Source organism: Bosea sp. AS-1 (genome assembly GCF_002220095.1).
Taxonomy (GTDB): domain Bacteria; phylum Pseudomonadota; class Alphaproteobacteria; order Rhizobiales; family Beijerinckiaceae; genus Allobosea.
In genome coordinates, this window is the sequence record NZ_CP022372.1 from 4422691 (window position 1) to 4439685 (window position 16995).

Sequence of the window (16995 nt, forward strand, 5' to 3'; positions counted from 1 at the left end):
GTGAAATCGTGTCTCGTATGTTAGGCATTCAGTAGAGCGAGACAACCCCAAGGACGATTTTTCCGCGACCTCGCTCGACAAATCGTGAGAAGAAAGGATTCGCGGACTGGCCGGCCGTTCTTCTGCCGCCTTCGCCGCCCAGATACAGAGCGATGACAACCTTGATCGAACCCGAATCTGCCCTTGCCCCTCCTGAGATCGCTCCAGATGAGCAGCAGATCGCTCTCTTTCTGGATTTCGACGGCACGCTTGTGGAAATCGCGCCCTCTCCGGAGGATGTGAAACTCGACCGGCGCGTCGCGCCCGCGCTGGAGACGCTGCGCGGAAAGCTCGATGGCGCGCTCGCTCTGGTATCCGGCCGCCCGATCGCCTTTCTCGACGCCATGCTCGCCCCTCACGCCTTCGACATCGCCGGGCTGCACGGCGCCCAGATCCGGCTCGGCGGCGAGCTGCGCGCGCAATCCGATGCGCCCGACAGCATGCATGAGGCGCTGCGCGATCTCGTCCGCTTCGCCAACAGCCATGTCGGCATCATCGTCGAGGACAAGCGGGTCTCGGTGGCGCTGCACTGGCGCCTGGCGCCCTCGCTCCAGGACGAGGCTCTCGCACTGATGCGCAGCACTGCCGCGAAGATGGGGCCGGGCGTGCGGCTGCAGGAAGGCAAGGCGGTCGCCGAACTCGTGCCGGCAAGCGCCAGCAAGGGCGACGCCATCGCCTGGCTGATGGCGACACCGACCTATGCCGGCCGCCGACCGGTCTTCATCGGCGACGACATCACCGACGAGGACGGCTTCAAGACCGTCAATGCGATGGGTGGGTTGTCGGTGCGGATCGGCGCGGATCGCGAGAGCCACGCCCTGCTGCGGCTCGCTTCGCCGACGGCGCTGCGCCATATCCTTCTCGAAGCCGCCGAAAACGGCCATCTTACCGCCGCCAACTTTGCCCGGACTGACCAGGACTGACCATGACCGTAACGACCACGGCCGCGAGGCACCACTCCGCCTCGCTCGACCTCGGCGTGATCGGCAATTGCTCGATCGCCGCTCTCATCGACCGGCGCGCCCGCATCGTCTGGGGCTGCTTTCCGCGCTTCGACCGCGACCCCGTCTTCTGCTCGCTGATCAACAACGAGGCGAATGACGGCGACGATGCGCCGGAGAAGGGCTTCTTCGCCATCGAGCTCGTCGGGATGACGCGCTGCGAGCAGACCTATCTCGACAACACCGCAATCCTCTCTTCGGTGCTCTCCGACGACCAGGGCAACGCGATCGAGATCCTGGACTTCGCGCCGCGCTTCGAGCGCTACGAGCGCTTCTTCCGGCCGCCGCAGCTGGTGCGTCGGGTGCGGCGCGTCTCCGGACGGCCGCGTATCCGCGTCCTGATCAAGCCCTGCCTCGGCATCGGCGAGGAGCCGGACGAGATCACGCGCGGCTCCAACCATGTCCGCTTCGTCGGTGCCGACCAGACGATCAGGCTGACCACCAACGCGCCGCTGTCCTACGTGGTCGACGGCATCCCCTTCGCAGTCGACCAGAGCTATTCCTTCTTCATCGGTGCGGACGAGGCGCTGCGCGCCGAGATCGAGACGACCTCGCGCGAATTCCTCGACAAGACGACGGACTATTGGCGCGACTGGGTGCGCTCGCTCTCGATCCCGTTCGAGTACCAGCGCGAAGTGATCCGGGCCGCGATCACGCTGAAGCTCTGTTCCTTCGAGGAGACCGGCGCCATCGTCGCAGCGCTCACCACCTCCATCCCCGAGGCGCCCGGCACTCAGCGCAACTGGGATTACCGCTATTGCTGGCTGCGCGACGCCTATTTCGTCGTGCATGCGCTCAATCGCCTCGGCACGACCCGAACGATGGAGGATTATCTCGGCTTCATCACCAATATCGTCGATTCCTTCTCGGAAGGCGGCGCGGAGCATCTGCCACCGCTTTATCCGATCACGCGCGGCGGCACGCTCACCGAGTTCGAGGCGAGCAACCTGACCGGCTATCGCGGACATCGACCCGTGCGCTTCGGCAATGGCGCAGCCGGGCAGATCCAGAATGACGGCTATGGCGCGGTCGTGCTGGCGGCGACGCATTCCTTCTTCGACCGGCGCCTGATCCAGCCCGGCAAGGACACGCTGTTCGCCCAGCTCGAGCGCATGGGCGAACTCGCGCTCGGCGTCTTCGACAAGCCCGATGCCGGCCCCTGGGAGCTGCGCGAGAAGGAAGCGGTGCACGCCTTCTCCAGCGTGATGTGCTGGGCGGCCTGCGACCGGCTCGCCCGCATCGCCGGGACGCTCGGCCGGGCCGACCGCAAGGACTACTGGAAGAGCGAGGCCAAGCGGCTGAAGGGCATCATCGGCGAGCGGATCTGGAACGAGCGGAAGGGTCATTTCGTCTCGACCTTCGACGGCGACGACCTCGATGCGACCTTGCTGCTCCTGGCCGAGATCGGCTTCGTCAAGCCGGACGACGCCCGCTTCGTCGCGACCGTCGAGGCGATCGGGCGCGAGCTGAAGCGCGGCGACCTCCTGCTCCGCTACGCGACGCAGGACGATTTCGGCTACATGCACACCGGCTTCCTGATCTGCGCCTTCTGGTATGTCGATGCGCTGAATGCGATCGGCCGTTGCGACGAAGCCAAGGAGCTGTTCGCGCGCATCCTGCAGCGACGCAACAGCTTCGGCTTGCTGTCGGAAGATGCCGATCTCAAGACGGGCGAACTCTGGGGCAATTTCCCGCAGACCTACTCGATGGTCGGCATGATCAACTGCGCGATGCGCCTCAGCCGCGATTGGGAAGAGGCTTTCTGAGGCACCCTCAGCGCGGGGCGCCGAAGCGGAAGGCGATCGGAATCACGCCGTAGACCATCGCCAGCACCATCGGTGGCACGGCCAGCGCCGTGACGCCGAAAATCGGCCAACCCGCAGTGAAAGGCGCCAGCGCCGCCAGCACGAGGTTGATGGCGGCGTAGGCCCCGACGATCGCGACGATCAGGAAACGCAGGCGCGAGGCAAGGCGGGAAGGAAGAGACACGGTCATCGGGCGGCTCCACATAACGAAACGTTCCGTTTCTATAAGTTGATCTAAACGGCCCGTTTCGTTATGTCAACAAGGTCCAAAGCAGACGAGGTTCGAACGCATGGAGCCCAAGCCGAAACGGCGCGCCTCGATCGGTGCCCGCCGCAGCCCTGAGACCGAAGCCGCGGTAAAGGCGGCGGCGCGGGACCTGCTGGCGGAGAAGGGCTATGCCGGTTTCTCGATCGAGGAGGTCGCGCGCCGGGCCGGCGCCGGCAAGCCGACGATCTATCGCTGGTGGCCGAACAAGGCCGAGCTGTTCATCGCGATCTATGGCGTCGAGAAAGACGCAGCCATCCCCCTGCCCGACACAGGTTCCTTGCGCGGCGATCTGCTGCGCTACACCAAGGACCTCTGGCGCTTCTGGCGCGAGGATGCGGCCGGGCGCGTCTTCCGTGGGCTCATCGCAGAAGCGCAGAGCAGCGAGACAGCGCTCGCCGCACTGCGCTTCAAGTTCATGCCGGAGCGCCTCGCCTCACCGCGCCGGATGTTCCTGCGCGCAGCCGAGCGCGGCGAGATCGCCATCGAGGAGGTCGACGACCGGCTCGAACTCTGGGTCGGCTTCAACTGGTTGCATGTACTGACCGACCGGCTGAGCGAGGACGAATTCTCGCTCCAGCGCAAGATCGCGCTGCTCTGCCGTTGATGATCAGCCTACCTTGGCGGCAGCGCGCATCACGGCGAGTGCCAGCACCTGCGCCGCCGGAACGATGCTCTCGATCTCAAGGAACTCGTCCGGGGTATGCGCCATGCCGCCGATCGGGCCGACGCTGCAGAGCGTCGGAGTGCCCTGCGCGGCAGTGAAGCCGGAATCGGCGCAGCCGCCGGTGAACTCGGCCGTAACGCCGATGCCGAAGGCGGCGGCCGCCTCGCGATAGGTGTCGTAGAGCGCGGCCGATTCCGAGGAGCGCTCGAGCGGCAGGAACTCGCCTTTGATCGAGAGAACTGCACTGGTGCCGGCAACCTCCGGCTTCTCGACGATCGCCTTGATCTTGCCGACCATCTCGTCGCGCTGGGCGGCCGTGACATAGCGCAGATCGATCTCGCACCAGGCATTCGGAGCGATGGTGTTGACGGTCTGGCCGCCGCCGATCAGCCCGACATTGACCGTGATGCCCTTTTCCAGATCGGTGAGGCCCTGGAGCTTCGGAATCTTGATGCCGAGATCGACGATCGCCGAGGCGCCTTTCTCGTAATTGGCACCGGAATGGGCCGGCTTTCCGATGAACTCGGCACGCATGAAGACGCCACCCTTGCGGCCGCTGGTGACGGACTGCTTGTGATCCTTCGCGAATTCGGTGCCGGCCGGCAGGCGGCTCGGCTCGGCATTGAAGACGCAGCGCGACTCGCGCGCCGCCGCCTCGATCACCGGGCGGGATGACGGCGAACCGATCTCCTCGTCGCTGGTGGTCAGCATCAGCAGCGGCGCGGCGATGCCGCCGCATTCGGCGAAGGCAGCGGCGACGAAGGCCGAAATCACGACGCCGCTCTTCATGTCGGCCACGCCCGGGCCATAGGCCTGCGAGCCCTTGATGGTGAAGGGCCGGCGCGTCGGCTCGCCCTTTGGGAAGACGGTGTCGCGATGACCAAGCAGCAGCACGGGGCGCTGATCATTGGCTGTGGGATTCGGCAGGCGGGCTTTGACGGCATCGCCGAAGCGGCTGTCCGGCACGATCTCGACATCGAGCCCGTTGGCCTTGTGGAAGCGAGCGACGACCTCGCCCGCCGCATCGACGCCGGCCTTGTCGTAGGAGCCCGAGTCGGTGTCGACGAGTTCGCGCAGCAGGGCGACCATGCCCTCCTTGCGGTTCGCCAGCCACTCCGTGACCTTCTGTTCCTCGGGGGTCAAAGCGCTCATCGGCTTACTCGCATTCGTTCCGGATGGGACAATGCGAGCAGCTTAATGGTTGAGCCAGCTGCGACAATGGGAGATGGCCGCGGCGAAGCCATTCATGCCGTGCATGTCGCCAGAGTCAGAGGAGGCCGGCGGACCAGGCCGCGACGTAGACGGCGGTGCCCGCCGCCATCGGCACGAGCGGATTGACCTTCGAGCGATAGGTGACGAAAGCAGTCGCCGCCGTGATCGCAAAGCCGAAGAGGCCGGCGTCGGCCGCCAGCGCCGCGACCGCGCCGCTCGCCAGCATCAGCCCGAGCGCGATCGGCACCAGCGCCAGCGTCACGATCCGGACGATGCGGTTGTCGCTGAAACGCTGCAAGCCGCGGCTGCAGGCGAGCGCCAGTACCGACGACGGCAGCAGCATCGCCGCGGTCGCAACGAGCAGGCCGCTCGTGCCGGCGACATGCCAGCCAACGATGCTCGCGAGCATCACGTTCGGCCCCGGCGCCGTCTGGGCGATGGCGAAGAGGCGGGCGAAGGTCGGCGCATCCATCCAGCCGAGGATTTCGACGATCTGCCGATGGACCTCGGGCACCACCGCATTGGCACCGCCGATCGCCATCAGCGAAATCGTGCCGAAGGTGACGATGAGCTGGCTGAAGACGCTGCGTTCCATCAGAACCGCCGTGCTCCGAGCGAGGCTGCGACGAGGCCGAGCGGCACGAGCACCAGCAAAGTCGGCAGCATGGGCAGCCGTAGCACCCCAACGGCGAGGAAGGCCGCAGCCGACATGATCCAGGCCCAGCGCGCGAGCCCGGCCTTGGCGAGCAGGCGCGCCGACGTGCCGAGGATGAGGCCGGCGGCGCTGGCGGCCGCGCCGGTCAGCGCGACCTGCGCCAGCGGATGGTCGGAGACCGCGTCATAGATGTTTGCGATCGCGACTAGCGAGAGCAAAGGCATCGCCATCAGGGCGAAAACGCAGGTCAGCGCTCCCGCTGCCCCGCGAAAGCGATCTCCCAGCATGACAGCGGCGTTGACAGTGTTGGCGCCGGGCAGGGCCTGGCAGATGCCCATCAGCTCAGCATAGGCACGGTCATCGAGCCAGTTGCGTTCCGCGACGATGATGTGGCGCGCCACCGGCCCGACGCCACCAAAACCCATCAGCCCGATCTTGAGAAAGCCGGTGAACAGGTTTGGCAGGCTCGGCGGGCTTGTATCCGTGGCGGTTTCGAGGGCGCTCATCGGCGGCGATCAGCGGCGCGCTTCCATCGCCATGCGCAGGGCAAAGCCGGCGAGCACCGTGCCCATCAACCAGCGCTGCACCAGCGACCAGAAAGGCCGCGTCTTGAGGAACAGCGCAATGCCGCCGGCGGCCATCGCGATCAGCGCGTTCACACTGCCACTGATGACGATCTGGGTGAAGCCCAGCACGATCGACTGGCTCAGCACATGGCCGGCGGCCGGATCGATGAACTGCGGCAGCAAGGCGAGATAGAGCATCGCGATCTTCGGGTTGAGCAGGCTGGTCAGCAGGCCCATGGCGAAGAGCTTGCGCGGCCCATCATGCGGCAGATCGCGCAAATGAAAGGGCGAGCGTCCACCGGGGCGCACCGCCTGCCAGGCGAGCCAGAGCAGATAGGCGGCCCCGCCGAGCCGCAGCGCGTCATAGGCATAAGGCACGGCGAAGAGCAGCGCCGTGATGCCGAAGGCCGCGCAGAACATGTAGACGAAGAAGCCGAGGATGACGCCGCCTAGCGAGATCAGCCCCGCTGCCCTGCCCTGTGCGATCGAGCGCGAGATCAGGTAGATCATGTTCGGCCCCGGCGTGAGCACCATGCCGAGCGCGATCAGGGCAAAGGTCGCGAGTGTCGTCATCTCGGGCATGGGCGAGCGCTCCAGCAGGATCCCGCGCTTGGAGCATGGATCGTCGCACCAAACAATTGACGGCATCGCCAAGGCGGCCATGCAGCGCCGCGATGGATACGGGTCGGGCGGCGCTCCGGGCGGAACCCGCGGAAGCCCCAGCGGTTGTGGGCTGCAAACGCAAAGGGGGAAGCATGACGCTCTTCAGCCGCATGCTCTACACTGTGATTTCCTTCGCGCTGCTCGGCGCCTCGGTGATGTTGATCGGCGTCGCGGTCTGGCGCACGGCCACCGGCTACTGGACCGGCGAGAATGCGCTCGACGGCATGCTGGACGCGATCGGCCTCGTCATCATCGCCGTCGCCGTCGCGGATGTCGGCAAGTTTCTGTTCGAGGAGGAGGTGGTGGCGGATCGCGAGATGCGCCGCCCTGCCGAGGCCCGCGGTTCGTTGACCAAGTTCATGTCGATCATGATCGTGGCGCTGTCGCTGGAAGCGCTGGTCCTGGTCGCCAAGACCACCCGCGAGACGATGAGCGAAATCGTCTATCCCGGCCTGCTGGTGCTGTTAGCCGTCCTCGCGCTGGTCGGCCTCGGCCTGTTTCAGCGGCTCAGCCAGCATGCGACAGCCGCTGTGCCGCCCGATCGGGGCGAGGATGAGGACGCAGCCGAGAGCGTTGAATCGAGGCTTTCGAGATCGAGCTCCAAACGCGGGTCGTCCCGGCCGAAGCGAAGCGCAGAGCCGGGATAACCCGCGTTTGAAACGAAACGCCCCTCAACGCCGCTCGTCGACGAGGAAAAGATCGGTATCGTCGGGCTTCGCTCCCGCCGCGGTCAGCATGCCGTGGATCTGGCCGCGATGATGGGTCTGGTGGTTGAAGAAATGCGCGATCACGAAGCCACGCGGCCTGCCCATCTCGCGACCGGCAGCACCCGAATACCAGATCAGCGTGCCGCGCAGCCAGTCAGCCGTGACCTTGTCCGCCCAGTCCAGAATGAACTGGTCGCGCTGGCGCCGGCGTGCGCAGAACTGTGCCCAGCCTTCGAAATAAGCCGCCGAATCGCGGCCGCCGACGGAAGGCTTCTCGCTGCCGGCAAGGCGGCTGAGCCAAGTCTCATCGCCCCAGAGGACATGGTTGAAGGTGCCGTGGATCGACTTGAAGAAGGCGCCGCGGTCGAGCTTGCGAGCCTCGTCGGTCAACCCGTCCGCAGCCGCCATCAGGCTGCGGTTCTGCCAGGCATTGTAGCGGGCCATGGTCTGGACGAAAGCGGGATCGACCATGCGGCCTCCTCGTCAGATGATGTTGGCCTCCGCAAGCGGCCTGCCCGCCACGATGCGCTCATGACCGAGATCGGCAAGGTCGAGCGAGCGATAGCTGCCATGCGCGATGTGCTCGGCAATGCCGCGTCCGACCGCCGGCGACTGCTGCAGGCCGTGGCCCGAGAAGCCATTGGCAAGATAGAGATTCGGGACACCGACTGCCGGCCCCACGATGGCGTTATGGTCGAGCCCACACATATCGTAGGGGCCAGCCCAGGCGCGACCGGGCCTGATCTCTTCGAAAGCCGGGATGCGGTGCGCCAGCGGCGCCCAGACCGCCTCCTCGAAGAACGGCCAGTCGACGTCTTCGGCCGCCGGGTCGGTCTCGACCCATTCGACATCCTGTTCGGGGGTCAATGGTGAGCAGCTGCCGATGAAGAGCTGGCCTTCCGCCGTGCGCTGGCCTTCCGGCCGGCACCAGGCGCCGGCGGTATCGATCAGCAACGGGCAGTTCCCGACATCGCCCTTGCAGGTGAAGGTGAAGACATAGCGCTTCATCGACTTCACCGGGATCGAAACGCCCGCCGTCGCCGCCAGCTTCGCGCCATGGGTGCCACTGGCGTTGACCACCGAGCCGCAGGCGATGCGGCTGCCATCGGCGAGCTCGACGCCGGTGATGCGGCCGTTCTCCGTGAGGTAGCGGGCGACCTCGCCCTGCCGATATTCGATGCCGAGACTGCGCGCCTTCTTGCGGAACGCCTGCAGCAAAGCCCAGCCATCGAACCAGCCCTCGCCGCTGACGCCAAACGTGCCGCAGGCGAGATCCGAAGTGTTCAGCCACGGGAATTTGCTGCGCAGCATATCCGCAGCATAGAGCGCGATATCGGCTCCCTCCTGCTGCTGAAGCCTCTGGTTGGCTTCGAGAATCTTCTGCCCTTCCTCCCCGGCGAGATAAAGATAACCGCCCTCGTGAAGATCGATCGCCGGCACCTCGCCATCGACCGAAAGGTGGCGGCCGATATTGCGCAGGAAGTCGATGCCGAAGAGCGAGATGCGGATGTTCACCGCGCTTGAGAACTGCTGACGGATCGAGGCCGCCGAAAGCGCCGAAGCCGAATAGCGATAGGTCGGATCCTTCTCGATGACCAAGACCTTGCCTGAGAAGCCTGGCTCGGCAGCAAGGTGGTAGGCAACCGAGGAGCCGATCGCGGCGCCGCCGCAAATCACGACATCGGCGGTTTCGGAGACGGACGACATGGCGAGCCTCGCGCGGCGGCCCTGAAGAGAGCCGGTTGGTGAATTCTGCGCATGAATGACCCGAGAGGCGGCGCTTGTCGAGAGGCTAAGTCGAAGAGGCGAACTCCGCCAGGAGCCAATCCCGGAACGCGGTGACGGTCGGTAGGTTCGCCTTCTCCTCCGGATAGACGAGATAATAGCCTTCCTGCCCGACCAAGGACCGGTCGACCGGGATGACGAGCGCCCCCGAGCGCAATTCCTCCTCGACGAGGAACCGCGGCACGATGGCGAGACCGAGCCCCGCCACTGCCGCCTGCGAAACCATGGCGAACTGCTCGAAGCGCGGCCCCATCAAGGCCCGCTGCGGCGGCAGGCCCTGTTCTTCCAGCCAGTTGGCCCAGGCGCGGGGCCGCGTCGATTGCTGCAACAGCGGCGCCTTCAGCATGTCGGCCGGCTCCGAAAGGCCGAAGCGGGCGACGAGGGCTGGCGAGGCGACCGGCACGATCTCCTCTCCCATCAGACGGTGCAGCCGAGCCCCGGGCCAGACCGGGTCGCCAAAATGGACCGCGGCGTCGAGCGGCTCGCGGCCGAAGTCGAAGGGCACGAGCTTGGTGGCGAAATTGATCGTGATACCGGGATGGGCTTCGATGAAACGCGGCAGACGCGGGATCAGCCAGCGCGTGCCGAAGGTCGGCAGGATCGCGAGGTTGAGCACGCCAGCCGCGCCCCGGAAAGCCATGGCGGAGACGGTGGCAGCGGCAAGCCGTGACAAGCCATCGCGAACCTCCACAGCATAGGCCGCACCGGCGACAGTGAGGCTGACGCGCTTCTTGACGCGCTCGAACAGACTGACGCCGAGCACCTCCTCGAGATGGGCGACCTGCCGGCTGACGGCCCCTTGCGTCAGGTTCAGCTCCTCGGCGGCGCGGGTGAAGCTGCCATGCCGGGCCGCGGCCTCGAACGCCGCGAGCGCGGATAGGGAGGGCACGGAAAGGCGGCCAGGAACGAAGGCATCATCCATGATCAAAACTCATCAAGTGGTGAGAACATATCGGTTGCCCCATCGATAGGAAAGAGGGCATTCTCCCGGCCTGAGCGCGGCGACCCTGGTTTCCGCGCCCTTATGTCATGCGCCCCAGGGCCCTTGCCCGCGACCGCTGGAAGACACAGATGGCCACATCCCTGCCGAAAGACACGCTCGCCCTGCTCAAGCGCCTCGGCGTTTCCGAGAGCGCCTATGCCGATGCTGGCCTCTCGGCCCGTTCGCCGATCACTGGCGAGACCGTCGTGACCCTGCGTGAGACCAGCCCTGTCGAGGCCGAGGCCGCGATCGGTCGGGCCCAGTCCGCCTACCTCGCCTGGCGCAAGGTGCCGGCGCCGCGACGCGGCGAGTTCGTCCGCCTGCTCGGCGAGGAGTTGCGCGCCGCCAAGACCGATCTCGGCCTGCTGGTGACGCTGGAAGCCGGCAAGGTCACCTCCGAGGGCCTCGGCGAGGTCCAGGAGATGATCGATATCTGCGATTTCGCCGTCGGCCTGTCGCGCCAGCTCTACGGCCTGACCGTCGCCACCGAGCGCCCGAACCATCGCATGATGGAGACCTGGCACCCGATCGGCATCTGCGGCGTGATCTCGGCCTTCAACTTCCCGGTCGCGGTCTGGTCGTGGAATGCGGCGCTCGCCTTTGTCTGCGGCGACAGCGTCGTCTGGAAGCCTTCCGAGAAGACCCCGCTCACGGCGCTCGCCGTGCAGGCTATCGTCGAGAAGACGATGAAGCGCTTCGGCCCCGAGGCTCCGATCGGCTTGTCGGAAGTCCTGATCGGCGGCCGCGAGCTCGGCGACATCCTGGTCCAGGATCATCGCGTTCCGGTCGTCTCGGCCACCGGCTCGACCCGCATGGGCAAGGAAGTCGGCCAGAAGCTCGCCGCGCGCTTCGCCCGCGCCATCCTGGAACTCGGCGGCAACAACGCCGCGATCGTCGCCCCGTCGGCCGATCTCGACATAGCGCTGCGCGGCATCGCCTTCGCGGCGATGGGCACCGCCGGCCAGCGCTGCACCACGCTGCGCCGCCTGATCGTGCATGAAAGCGTCTACGACGCGCTCGTGCCGAAGCTCGCCAAGGTCTACGGCTCGGTGAAGATCGGCGATCCCCGCGAAGCCGGCGTGCTGGTCGGCCCGCTGGTCGACGAGGCCGCCTATCAGGGCATGCAGAAGGCGCTCTCCGAGGCCAAGGCCGAGGGCGGCAAGGTCCATGGCGGCGAGAAGGTCGATGTCGGAGCTGGCGGCTTCTATGTCCGCCCGGCCCTGGTCGAGATGCCCAGGCAGTGCGGCCCGGTCGAGCGCGAGACCTTCGCCCCGATCCTCTATGTGATGAAGTACAAGTCCATCGACGAGGCGATCGCGATCCAGAACGCCGTCGGCGCTGGTCTCTCCTCCTCGATCTTCACGCTGAACATGCGCGAGGCCGAGCTCTTCGTTTCCGACGAGGGTTCGGATTGCGGCATCGCCAACGTCAATATCGGCCCCTCGGGCGCCGAGATTGGCGGCGCGTTCGGCGGCGAGAAGGAGACGGGCGGCGGCCGCGAGGCCGGCTCGGACGCCTGGAAGGCCTATATGCGCCGCGCCACCAACACGCTGAACTACGGCACCACGCTGCCGCTGGCGCAGGGCGTCAGCTTCGACGTGGATGCGTGACGCACAACGTCATTCCCGGGCGCCGCTTCGCGGCGGCCCGGGAAACTCATGACAAGACAACACAGGTTTCCGGGATGGTCGGGTCGAGCCCGATCATGACGGTCTGAATATCGGGGAGACGAACACCATGGCCGGCAGCCACAAGCTCGCGAAGTTCACCTGGGACGATGCCTACCTGCTCGACGAGCAGCTGAACGAGGACGAGCGGCTGATCCGCGACACGGCCCGCGCCTATGCGCAGGAGAAGCTCGCTCCGCGCATCCATGACGCCTATCTCGACGAGAAGACCGATCGCTCGATCTTCAACGAAATGGGCGAACTCGGCCTGCTCGGCGTCACCGTCCCCGAGGAATATGGCTGCGCCGGCGCCAACTACGTCTCCTACGGGCTCGTCGCCCGCGAGGTCGAGCGCATCGACTCCGGCTACCGCTCGATGATGTCGGTGCAGTCCTCGCTGGTGATGTTCCCGATCTATGCCTATGGCAGCGAGGAGCAGCGCAAGAAGTACCTGCCGAAGCTCGGCTCCGGCGAATGGGTCGGCTGCTTCGGCCTGACCGAGCCGGATGCCGGCTCCGATCCCGGCGGCATGAAGACCCGCGCCGAGAAGGTCGCCGACGGCTACAAGCTGACCGGCTCCAAGATGTGGATCTCGAACTCGCCGATCGCCGACGTCTTCGTCGTCTGGGCCAAGTCGGCCGCGCATGACAACCAGATCCGCGGCTTCATCCTCGAAAAAGGCATGAAGGGCCTCTCCGCGCCGAAGATAGGCGGCAAGCTTTCGCTACGCGCCTCGATCACCGGCGAGGTCGTCATGGACGGCGTCATCGTGCCGGAAGAGAACCTGCTGCCGAACGTCTCGGGTCTGTCCGGCCCGTTCGGCTGCCTCAACCGCGCCCGCTACGGCATCTCCTGGGGCGTGATGGGCGCCGCCGAGGATTGCTTCCACCGCGCCCGCCAGTACGGGCTTGACCGCAAGCAGTTCAACAAGCCGCTCGCCCAGACGCAGCTCTACCAGAAGAAGCTCGCGGACATGCTGACCGAGATCACGCTCGGCCTGCAGGGCTCGCTCCGTGTCGGGCGCCTGCTCGACGACGGCAAGATGGCCCCGGAGATGATCTCGCTGGTCAAGCGCAACAATTGTGGCAAGGCGCTCGACATCGCCCGCCAAGCTCGCGACATGCATGGCGGCAACGGCATCCAGATCGAGTACCAGGTGATGCGCCACGCCGCGAACCTCGAGACGGTGAACACCTATGAGGGCACGCATGACGTCCACGCGCTGATCCTCGGCCGGGCGATCACCGGCCTGCAGGCGTTCTTCTGAGCCCTACCCACCCCCTCCGCGTCATCCCGGGCGACCGAAGGTCGACCCGGGATCCATTCCGGAACATCGCCGATTGGCGGTCAGGCATGGATCCCGGCTCTCCGCTTCGCTCCGGCCGGGATGACGGCGCGGATCGAGCCTGATGCCCCCCTCTCCTCCCCTCGCCGGCCTGCGCGTCCTCGAACTGGCGCGCATCCTCGCAGGTCCCTGGATCGGCCAGCTCCTGGCCGACCTCGGCGCCGATGTCGTCAAGGTCGAGGCGCCCGAAGGCGACGACACCCGCAAATGGGGTCCGCCCTTCGTCGAAGGCACCGGCGACGAGCATCTCTCCGCCGCCTATTTCCACGCCGCCAATCGCGGCAAGCGTTCGATCACCGCCGATTTCCGTACGCCTGAGGGACAGGCACTGGTCCGGCGTCTGGCCGCCCATGCCGATGTCGTGATCGAGAACTTCAAGGTCGGCGGCCTCTCGAAATACGGGCTCGACGCGGCCTCGCTGCGCAAGAACTTCCCGCGCCTCGTCTATTGCTCGGTCACCGGCTTCGGGCAGGACGGCCCCTATGCGCCGCGCGCCGGCTACGACTTCCTCGTCCAGGGCATGGGCGGGGCGATGTCGATCACCGGCGAACCGGCGGGCGCGCCGATGAAGGCGGGCTATGCGGTCGCGGACATCTATACAGGGCTCTACGCCACGGTCGGCATCCTCTCGGCGCTCCGCCAGCGCGATGCGACCGGCGAAGGCGCGACGCTCGATCTCGCCTTGCTCGACTCGCAGGTCGCCGTGCTCGGCAACCAGGCGATGAACTATCTCGTTGGCGGCAACCCGCCGCCAAGGCTCGGCAACGCTCACCCGAACATCGTGCCCTATGACGTGTTCCCGGTGGCGGACGGCCATATCATCATCGCGACCGGCAATGACGGGCAGTGGCGCAAGCTCTGCGAGGTGCTGGGCGAGCCGGCTTTGGCCGACCATCCTGATTATCTCGACAACAAGTCGCGGGTGAAGAACCGTGTCGCGCTGACCGCGAAACTGCACCTGCTCTGCCAGCGCTATGCCAAGACCGATCTCCTCGCTGGACTGGAGAAGGTCGGCGTGCCCGCCGGCCCGATCAACGATATCGGCGAGGTCTTCGCCGACCCGCAGATCATCGCGCGTGGCGTCAAGGTCGCGCTGCCGAGCGCGGCTGCGAAAGCGGGCAGCATTCCGACCGTCGCCTCGCCCATCGTCATGAACGGCGTGCGGCAGGTAGCAGGGCGTCCGAGCCCAAGGCTCGGGGAACATGCCGACGACATTTTGAACGATCCGGCCTGGGGAGGGCCGCAGCATGGCTAATCGCACTGGCGGGCAGATCCTCGTCGACCAGCTTCTGATCCACGGCGCCACCGACGCCTTCTGCGTGCCCGGCGAGAGCTATCTCGCCGTGCTCGATGCGCTGCACGACGCCTCGATGAAGGTCACCATCTGCCGCGCCGAGGGCGGCGCCTGCATGATGGCGGAAGCCGCCGGCAAGCTCACCGGCAAGCCGGGCATCTGCTTCGTGACGCGCGGCCCCGGTGCGACCAACGCCTCGCCCGGCATCCATATCGCCGACCAGGACTCGACCCCGCTGATCCTCTTCGTCGGCCAGATCGACGGCAGCATGCGCGAGCGCGAGGCCTTCCAGGAGCTCGATTACCGCGCCGTCTTCGGCACCATGACCAAGTGGGCGACCGAGATCGACGATGCCGCGCGCATCCCGGAGATCATCAGCCGCGCCTTCCATGTTGCGACCTCGGGCCGGCCCGGCCCAGTCGTGATCGCGCTGCCCGAGGACGTGCTGACCGACCTCGCCGACGTCGCCGACGCCGAGCCCTCTCAGGTCACCGAGCAGCACCCTGCCCCGGCGCAGATGACCGATCTCGCCAAGCGCTTTGCCGCAGCCAAGTCGCCCATCGCGATCCTCGGCGGCTCGCGCTGGAGCCCGGAGGCGATCGCCGATTTCCGGGCCTTCGCCGAAAGCTTCGACCTGCCCGTAGCGGTCTCGTTCCGCCGGCAGATGCTGTTCCCGGCCGATCATCCGAACTTCGCCGGCGATCTCGGCATCGGCCCGAACCCGAAGCTGCTCGCCCGCATCAAGGAGAGCGACCTCGTCCTGCTCGTCGGCGGGCGCCTCTCTGAGATGCCGAGCCAGTCCTACACCCTGTTCGGCATTCCGAATCCGGGCCGGCCGCTGGTGCATGTCCATCCCGATCCGGAGGAGCTTGGACGGGTCTATCGTCCGACGCTTGCGATCAACGCGTCACCGGCCGGCTTCTGCGCCGCGCTCAAGACGATCGAGCCGCCCAAGGCCCCGGCCTGGAAAGGCGCCCCCGCCGCCGCGCATGAAACCTATATCGCCTGGAGCGAGCAGCCGGCGCCGGTGCCCGGCGAGTTCCACCCCGGCGAGATGGTACGCTGGCTGCGCAGCCAGCTCCCCGACGACGCCATCATGTGCAATGGCGCCGGCAATTACGCGACCTGGCTGCATCGCTTCCACCGCTTCAACAAATTCGCGACGCAGCTCGCCCCGACCTCGGGCTCGATGGGCTACGGCGTGCCGGCGGCGATCGGCGCCAAGCGGATCTTCCCGGAGCGCACCGTCATCGCCTTCGCCGGCGACGGCTGCTTCCTGATGAACGGCCAGGATTTCGCGACGGCCGTGCAATACGACCTGCCCGTCATCGTCATCGTGGTCGATAACGGCATGTACGGCACGATCCGCATGCATCAGGAGCGAGAATATCCCGGCCGTGTCTCGGCGACGACGCTGAAGAACCCGGATTTCGCCGCCTATGCCAAGGCCTTCGGCGGCCACGGCGAGCGTGTCGAGAAGACCTCGGAGTTCGCGCCGGCCTTCGGGCGCGCGGTGAAGAGCGGCAAGCCCGCGATCATCCACTGCCTGCTCAACCCCGAGGCGATCACCCCGGCGAAGTCGCTCTCGACGATCCGGGCGGAAGCTTTCGCGGCACAGGGCAAGCGCTGATCGCGCCAGAAGCGAAAAATTTACTGTCGCGCCTGAACCGAAACCGAACCTTTCGCGACCATAAGTCGTTGATAGGCGACAGTGCGGAGGGTGCGGCGGTGAAACACGGCATTGCGGTCCGGCTCGGGGCGATGGCTCTGCTCACGGCGGCGGCTGCGCCCAGTGCCGAAGCAGCCGGACTGTTCGAGGGATTGGCACGCGCCATCTTCGGAGGGCCGCGCGTCTATGCGTCACCGATCTACGAATTCGACGACGAGGCGCCGCGAGCCAGGCCGCGTCATCGCGCGCCTGAAGTCGCATCGAAGCCGAAGCCGCCCGTGATCAAGCTCGATCCGCAAACCGACCCCTATTGGTATCTAAAGGACCCGACGCTGCGACGTGGGGACATCGTGGTCACCGCAGGCGGGGTGCTGGTCTATCAGGGCCGCGACAGCGACGCGTCACGCCCCGCCGATTTCGTCGCCCTCGGCGGCAGCGACCCCAAGGGCTGGAAGCAGAAGCTGCAGACCGCAGCCGCCGGTGGCCGCACCATGTTCCACAGCGAGCCGACCAAGACGGAAACCGTGACGGCGGAAGCAGGCGAGAACGACCGCCCCGAGACGACCCATTAGAGCCGCTCCGCAACTCCTTGAATCGCGGATCGACTCCGGGCTCTTGCTTTACCGCATTGTCTTCACGCGAACCGGTGTCCACTTCGCTTGAAAATGCTCTA

At 66.5% G+C, this 16995-nt stretch carries 17 protein-coding genes; 9 read left to right on the forward strand and 8 right to left on the reverse strand.

Annotation, left to right across the window (positions count from 1 at the left end):
• The first annotated feature begins 152 nt into the window (after nt 1-152).
• Both otsB and CE453_RS22795 read left to right on the forward strand, forming a co-directional pair.
• The gene (gene otsB / locus CE453_RS22790; protein WP_089176646.1) at nt 153-962 is read left to right on the forward strand and encodes a trehalose-phosphatase; all 810 of its coding nucleotides are present in this window, start codon (nt 153-155) and stop codon (nt 960-962) included.
• Between the two features lie 2 nt (nt 963-964).
• Complete coding sequence (locus tag CE453_RS22795) at nt 965-2806, forward strand: glycoside hydrolase family 15 protein (RefSeq protein WP_089176647.1); 1842 nt, start codon at nt 965-967, stop codon at nt 2804-2806.
• 7 nt (nt 2807-2813) lie between these two features.
• Here CE453_RS22795 and CE453_RS22800 read toward each other — a convergent pair whose 3' ends face one another.
• The gene (locus CE453_RS22800; protein WP_157733153.1) at nt 2814-3035 is read right to left on the reverse strand and encodes a putative antibiotic biosynthesis monooxygenase; all 222 of its coding nucleotides are present in this window, start codon (nt 3033-3035) and stop codon (nt 2814-2816) included.
• Nucleotides 3036-3135: 100 nt separating this feature from the next.
• On the opposite strand from CE453_RS22800, the gene CE453_RS22805 reads away from it, so the two are divergent.
• Nucleotides 3136-3717: a TetR/AcrR family transcriptional regulator gene (locus CE453_RS22805; protein WP_089176649.1), complete on the forward strand. Its 582-nt coding sequence runs from the start codon at nt 3136-3138 to the stop codon at nt 3715-3717.
• Nucleotides 3718-3720: 3 nt separating this feature from the next.
• On the opposite strand, the gene CE453_RS22810 is transcribed toward CE453_RS22805, so the two are convergent.
• From CE453_RS22810 to CE453_RS22825, 4 genes are all read right to left on the reverse strand, one after another.
• Entirely contained in the window at nt 3721-4929 is a 1209-nt protein-coding gene (locus CE453_RS22810) for a M20 family metallopeptidase (RefSeq protein ID WP_089176650.1), read from the reverse strand.
• Between the two features lie 115 nt (nt 4930-5044).
• Entirely contained in the window at nt 5045-5584 is a 540-nt protein-coding gene (locus CE453_RS22815; protein ID WP_089176651.1) for a chromate transporter, read from the reverse strand.
• On the reverse strand, nt 5584-6150 hold the full coding sequence (locus tag CE453_RS22820) for a chromate transporter (RefSeq protein ID WP_089176652.1): 567 nt from the start codon (nt 6148-6150) through the stop codon (nt 5584-5586). Before CE453_RS22820 ends, CE453_RS22815 begins: the two co-directional genes overlap by 1 nt.
• A gap of 9 nt (nt 6151-6159) precedes the next feature.
• Nucleotides 6160-6792, reverse strand: a complete 633-nt coding sequence (locus CE453_RS22825) for a LysE family translocator (protein WP_089178105.1) — start codon at nt 6790-6792, stop codon at nt 6160-6162.
• A 173-nt stretch (nt 6793-6965) separates the two neighbouring features.
• Here CE453_RS22825 and CE453_RS22830 point away from each other — a divergent pair, with 173 nt between their 5' ends.
• Complete coding sequence (locus CE453_RS22830) at nt 6966-7520, forward strand: hypothetical protein (protein WP_089176653.1); 555 nt, start codon at nt 6966-6968, stop codon at nt 7518-7520.
• Between the two features lie 24 nt (nt 7521-7544).
• Here the strand turns inward: CE453_RS22830 and CE453_RS22835 are convergent, their stop codons facing one another.
• The 3 genes from CE453_RS22835 to gcvA form a co-directional block, all read right to left on the reverse strand.
• Nucleotides 7545-8051 (reverse strand): DinB family protein, encoded by a 507-nt coding sequence (locus CE453_RS22835; protein WP_089176654.1) that lies wholly within the window; start codon nt 8049-8051, stop codon nt 7545-7547.
• Nucleotides 8052-8063: 12 nt separating this feature from the next.
• The gene (locus CE453_RS22840) at nt 8064-9287 is read right to left on the reverse strand and encodes an NAD(P)/FAD-dependent oxidoreductase (protein WP_089176655.1); all 1224 of its coding nucleotides are present in this window, start codon (nt 9285-9287) and stop codon (nt 8064-8066) included.
• A gap of 85 nt (nt 9288-9372) precedes the next feature.
• Complete coding sequence (gene gcvA / locus CE453_RS22845; protein ID WP_089176656.1) at nt 9373-10287, reverse strand: LysR family transcriptional regulator; 915 nt, start codon at nt 10285-10287, stop codon at nt 9373-9375.
• Nucleotides 10288-10436: 149 nt separating this feature from the next.
• Between gcvA and amaB the strand changes: the two genes are divergently transcribed.
• From amaB to CE453_RS22870, 5 genes are all read left to right on the forward strand, one after another.
• The gene (gene amaB / locus CE453_RS22850) at nt 10437-11957 is read left to right on the forward strand and encodes an L-piperidine-6-carboxylate dehydrogenase (protein WP_089176657.1); all 1521 of its coding nucleotides are present in this window, start codon (nt 10437-10439) and stop codon (nt 11955-11957) included.
• Nucleotides 11958-12084: 127 nt separating this feature from the next.
• Nucleotides 12085-13281 carry an acyl-CoA dehydrogenase gene (locus CE453_RS22855; RefSeq protein ID WP_089176658.1) on the forward strand — a complete coding sequence of 399 codons (1197 nt, stop codon included), beginning with the start codon at nt 12085-12087 and terminating at the stop codon, nt 13279-13281.
• A 142-nt stretch (nt 13282-13423) separates the two neighbouring features.
• Complete coding sequence (locus CE453_RS22860; RefSeq protein ID WP_089176659.1) at nt 13424-14614, forward strand: CaiB/BaiF CoA transferase family protein; 1191 nt, start codon at nt 13424-13426, stop codon at nt 14612-14614.
• Nucleotides 14607-16283, forward strand: coding sequence for a thiamine pyrophosphate-binding protein (locus CE453_RS22865; RefSeq protein WP_089176660.1), 1677 nt, complete (start codon nt 14607-14609; stop codon nt 16281-16283). Before CE453_RS22860 ends, CE453_RS22865 begins: the two co-directional genes overlap by 8 nt.
• Nucleotides 16284-16381: 98 nt before the next feature.
• The gene (locus tag CE453_RS22870) at nt 16382-16894 is read left to right on the forward strand and encodes a hypothetical protein (RefSeq protein WP_157733154.1); all 513 of its coding nucleotides are present in this window, start codon (nt 16382-16384) and stop codon (nt 16892-16894) included.
• Nucleotides 16895-16995 lie beyond the last annotated feature (101 nt).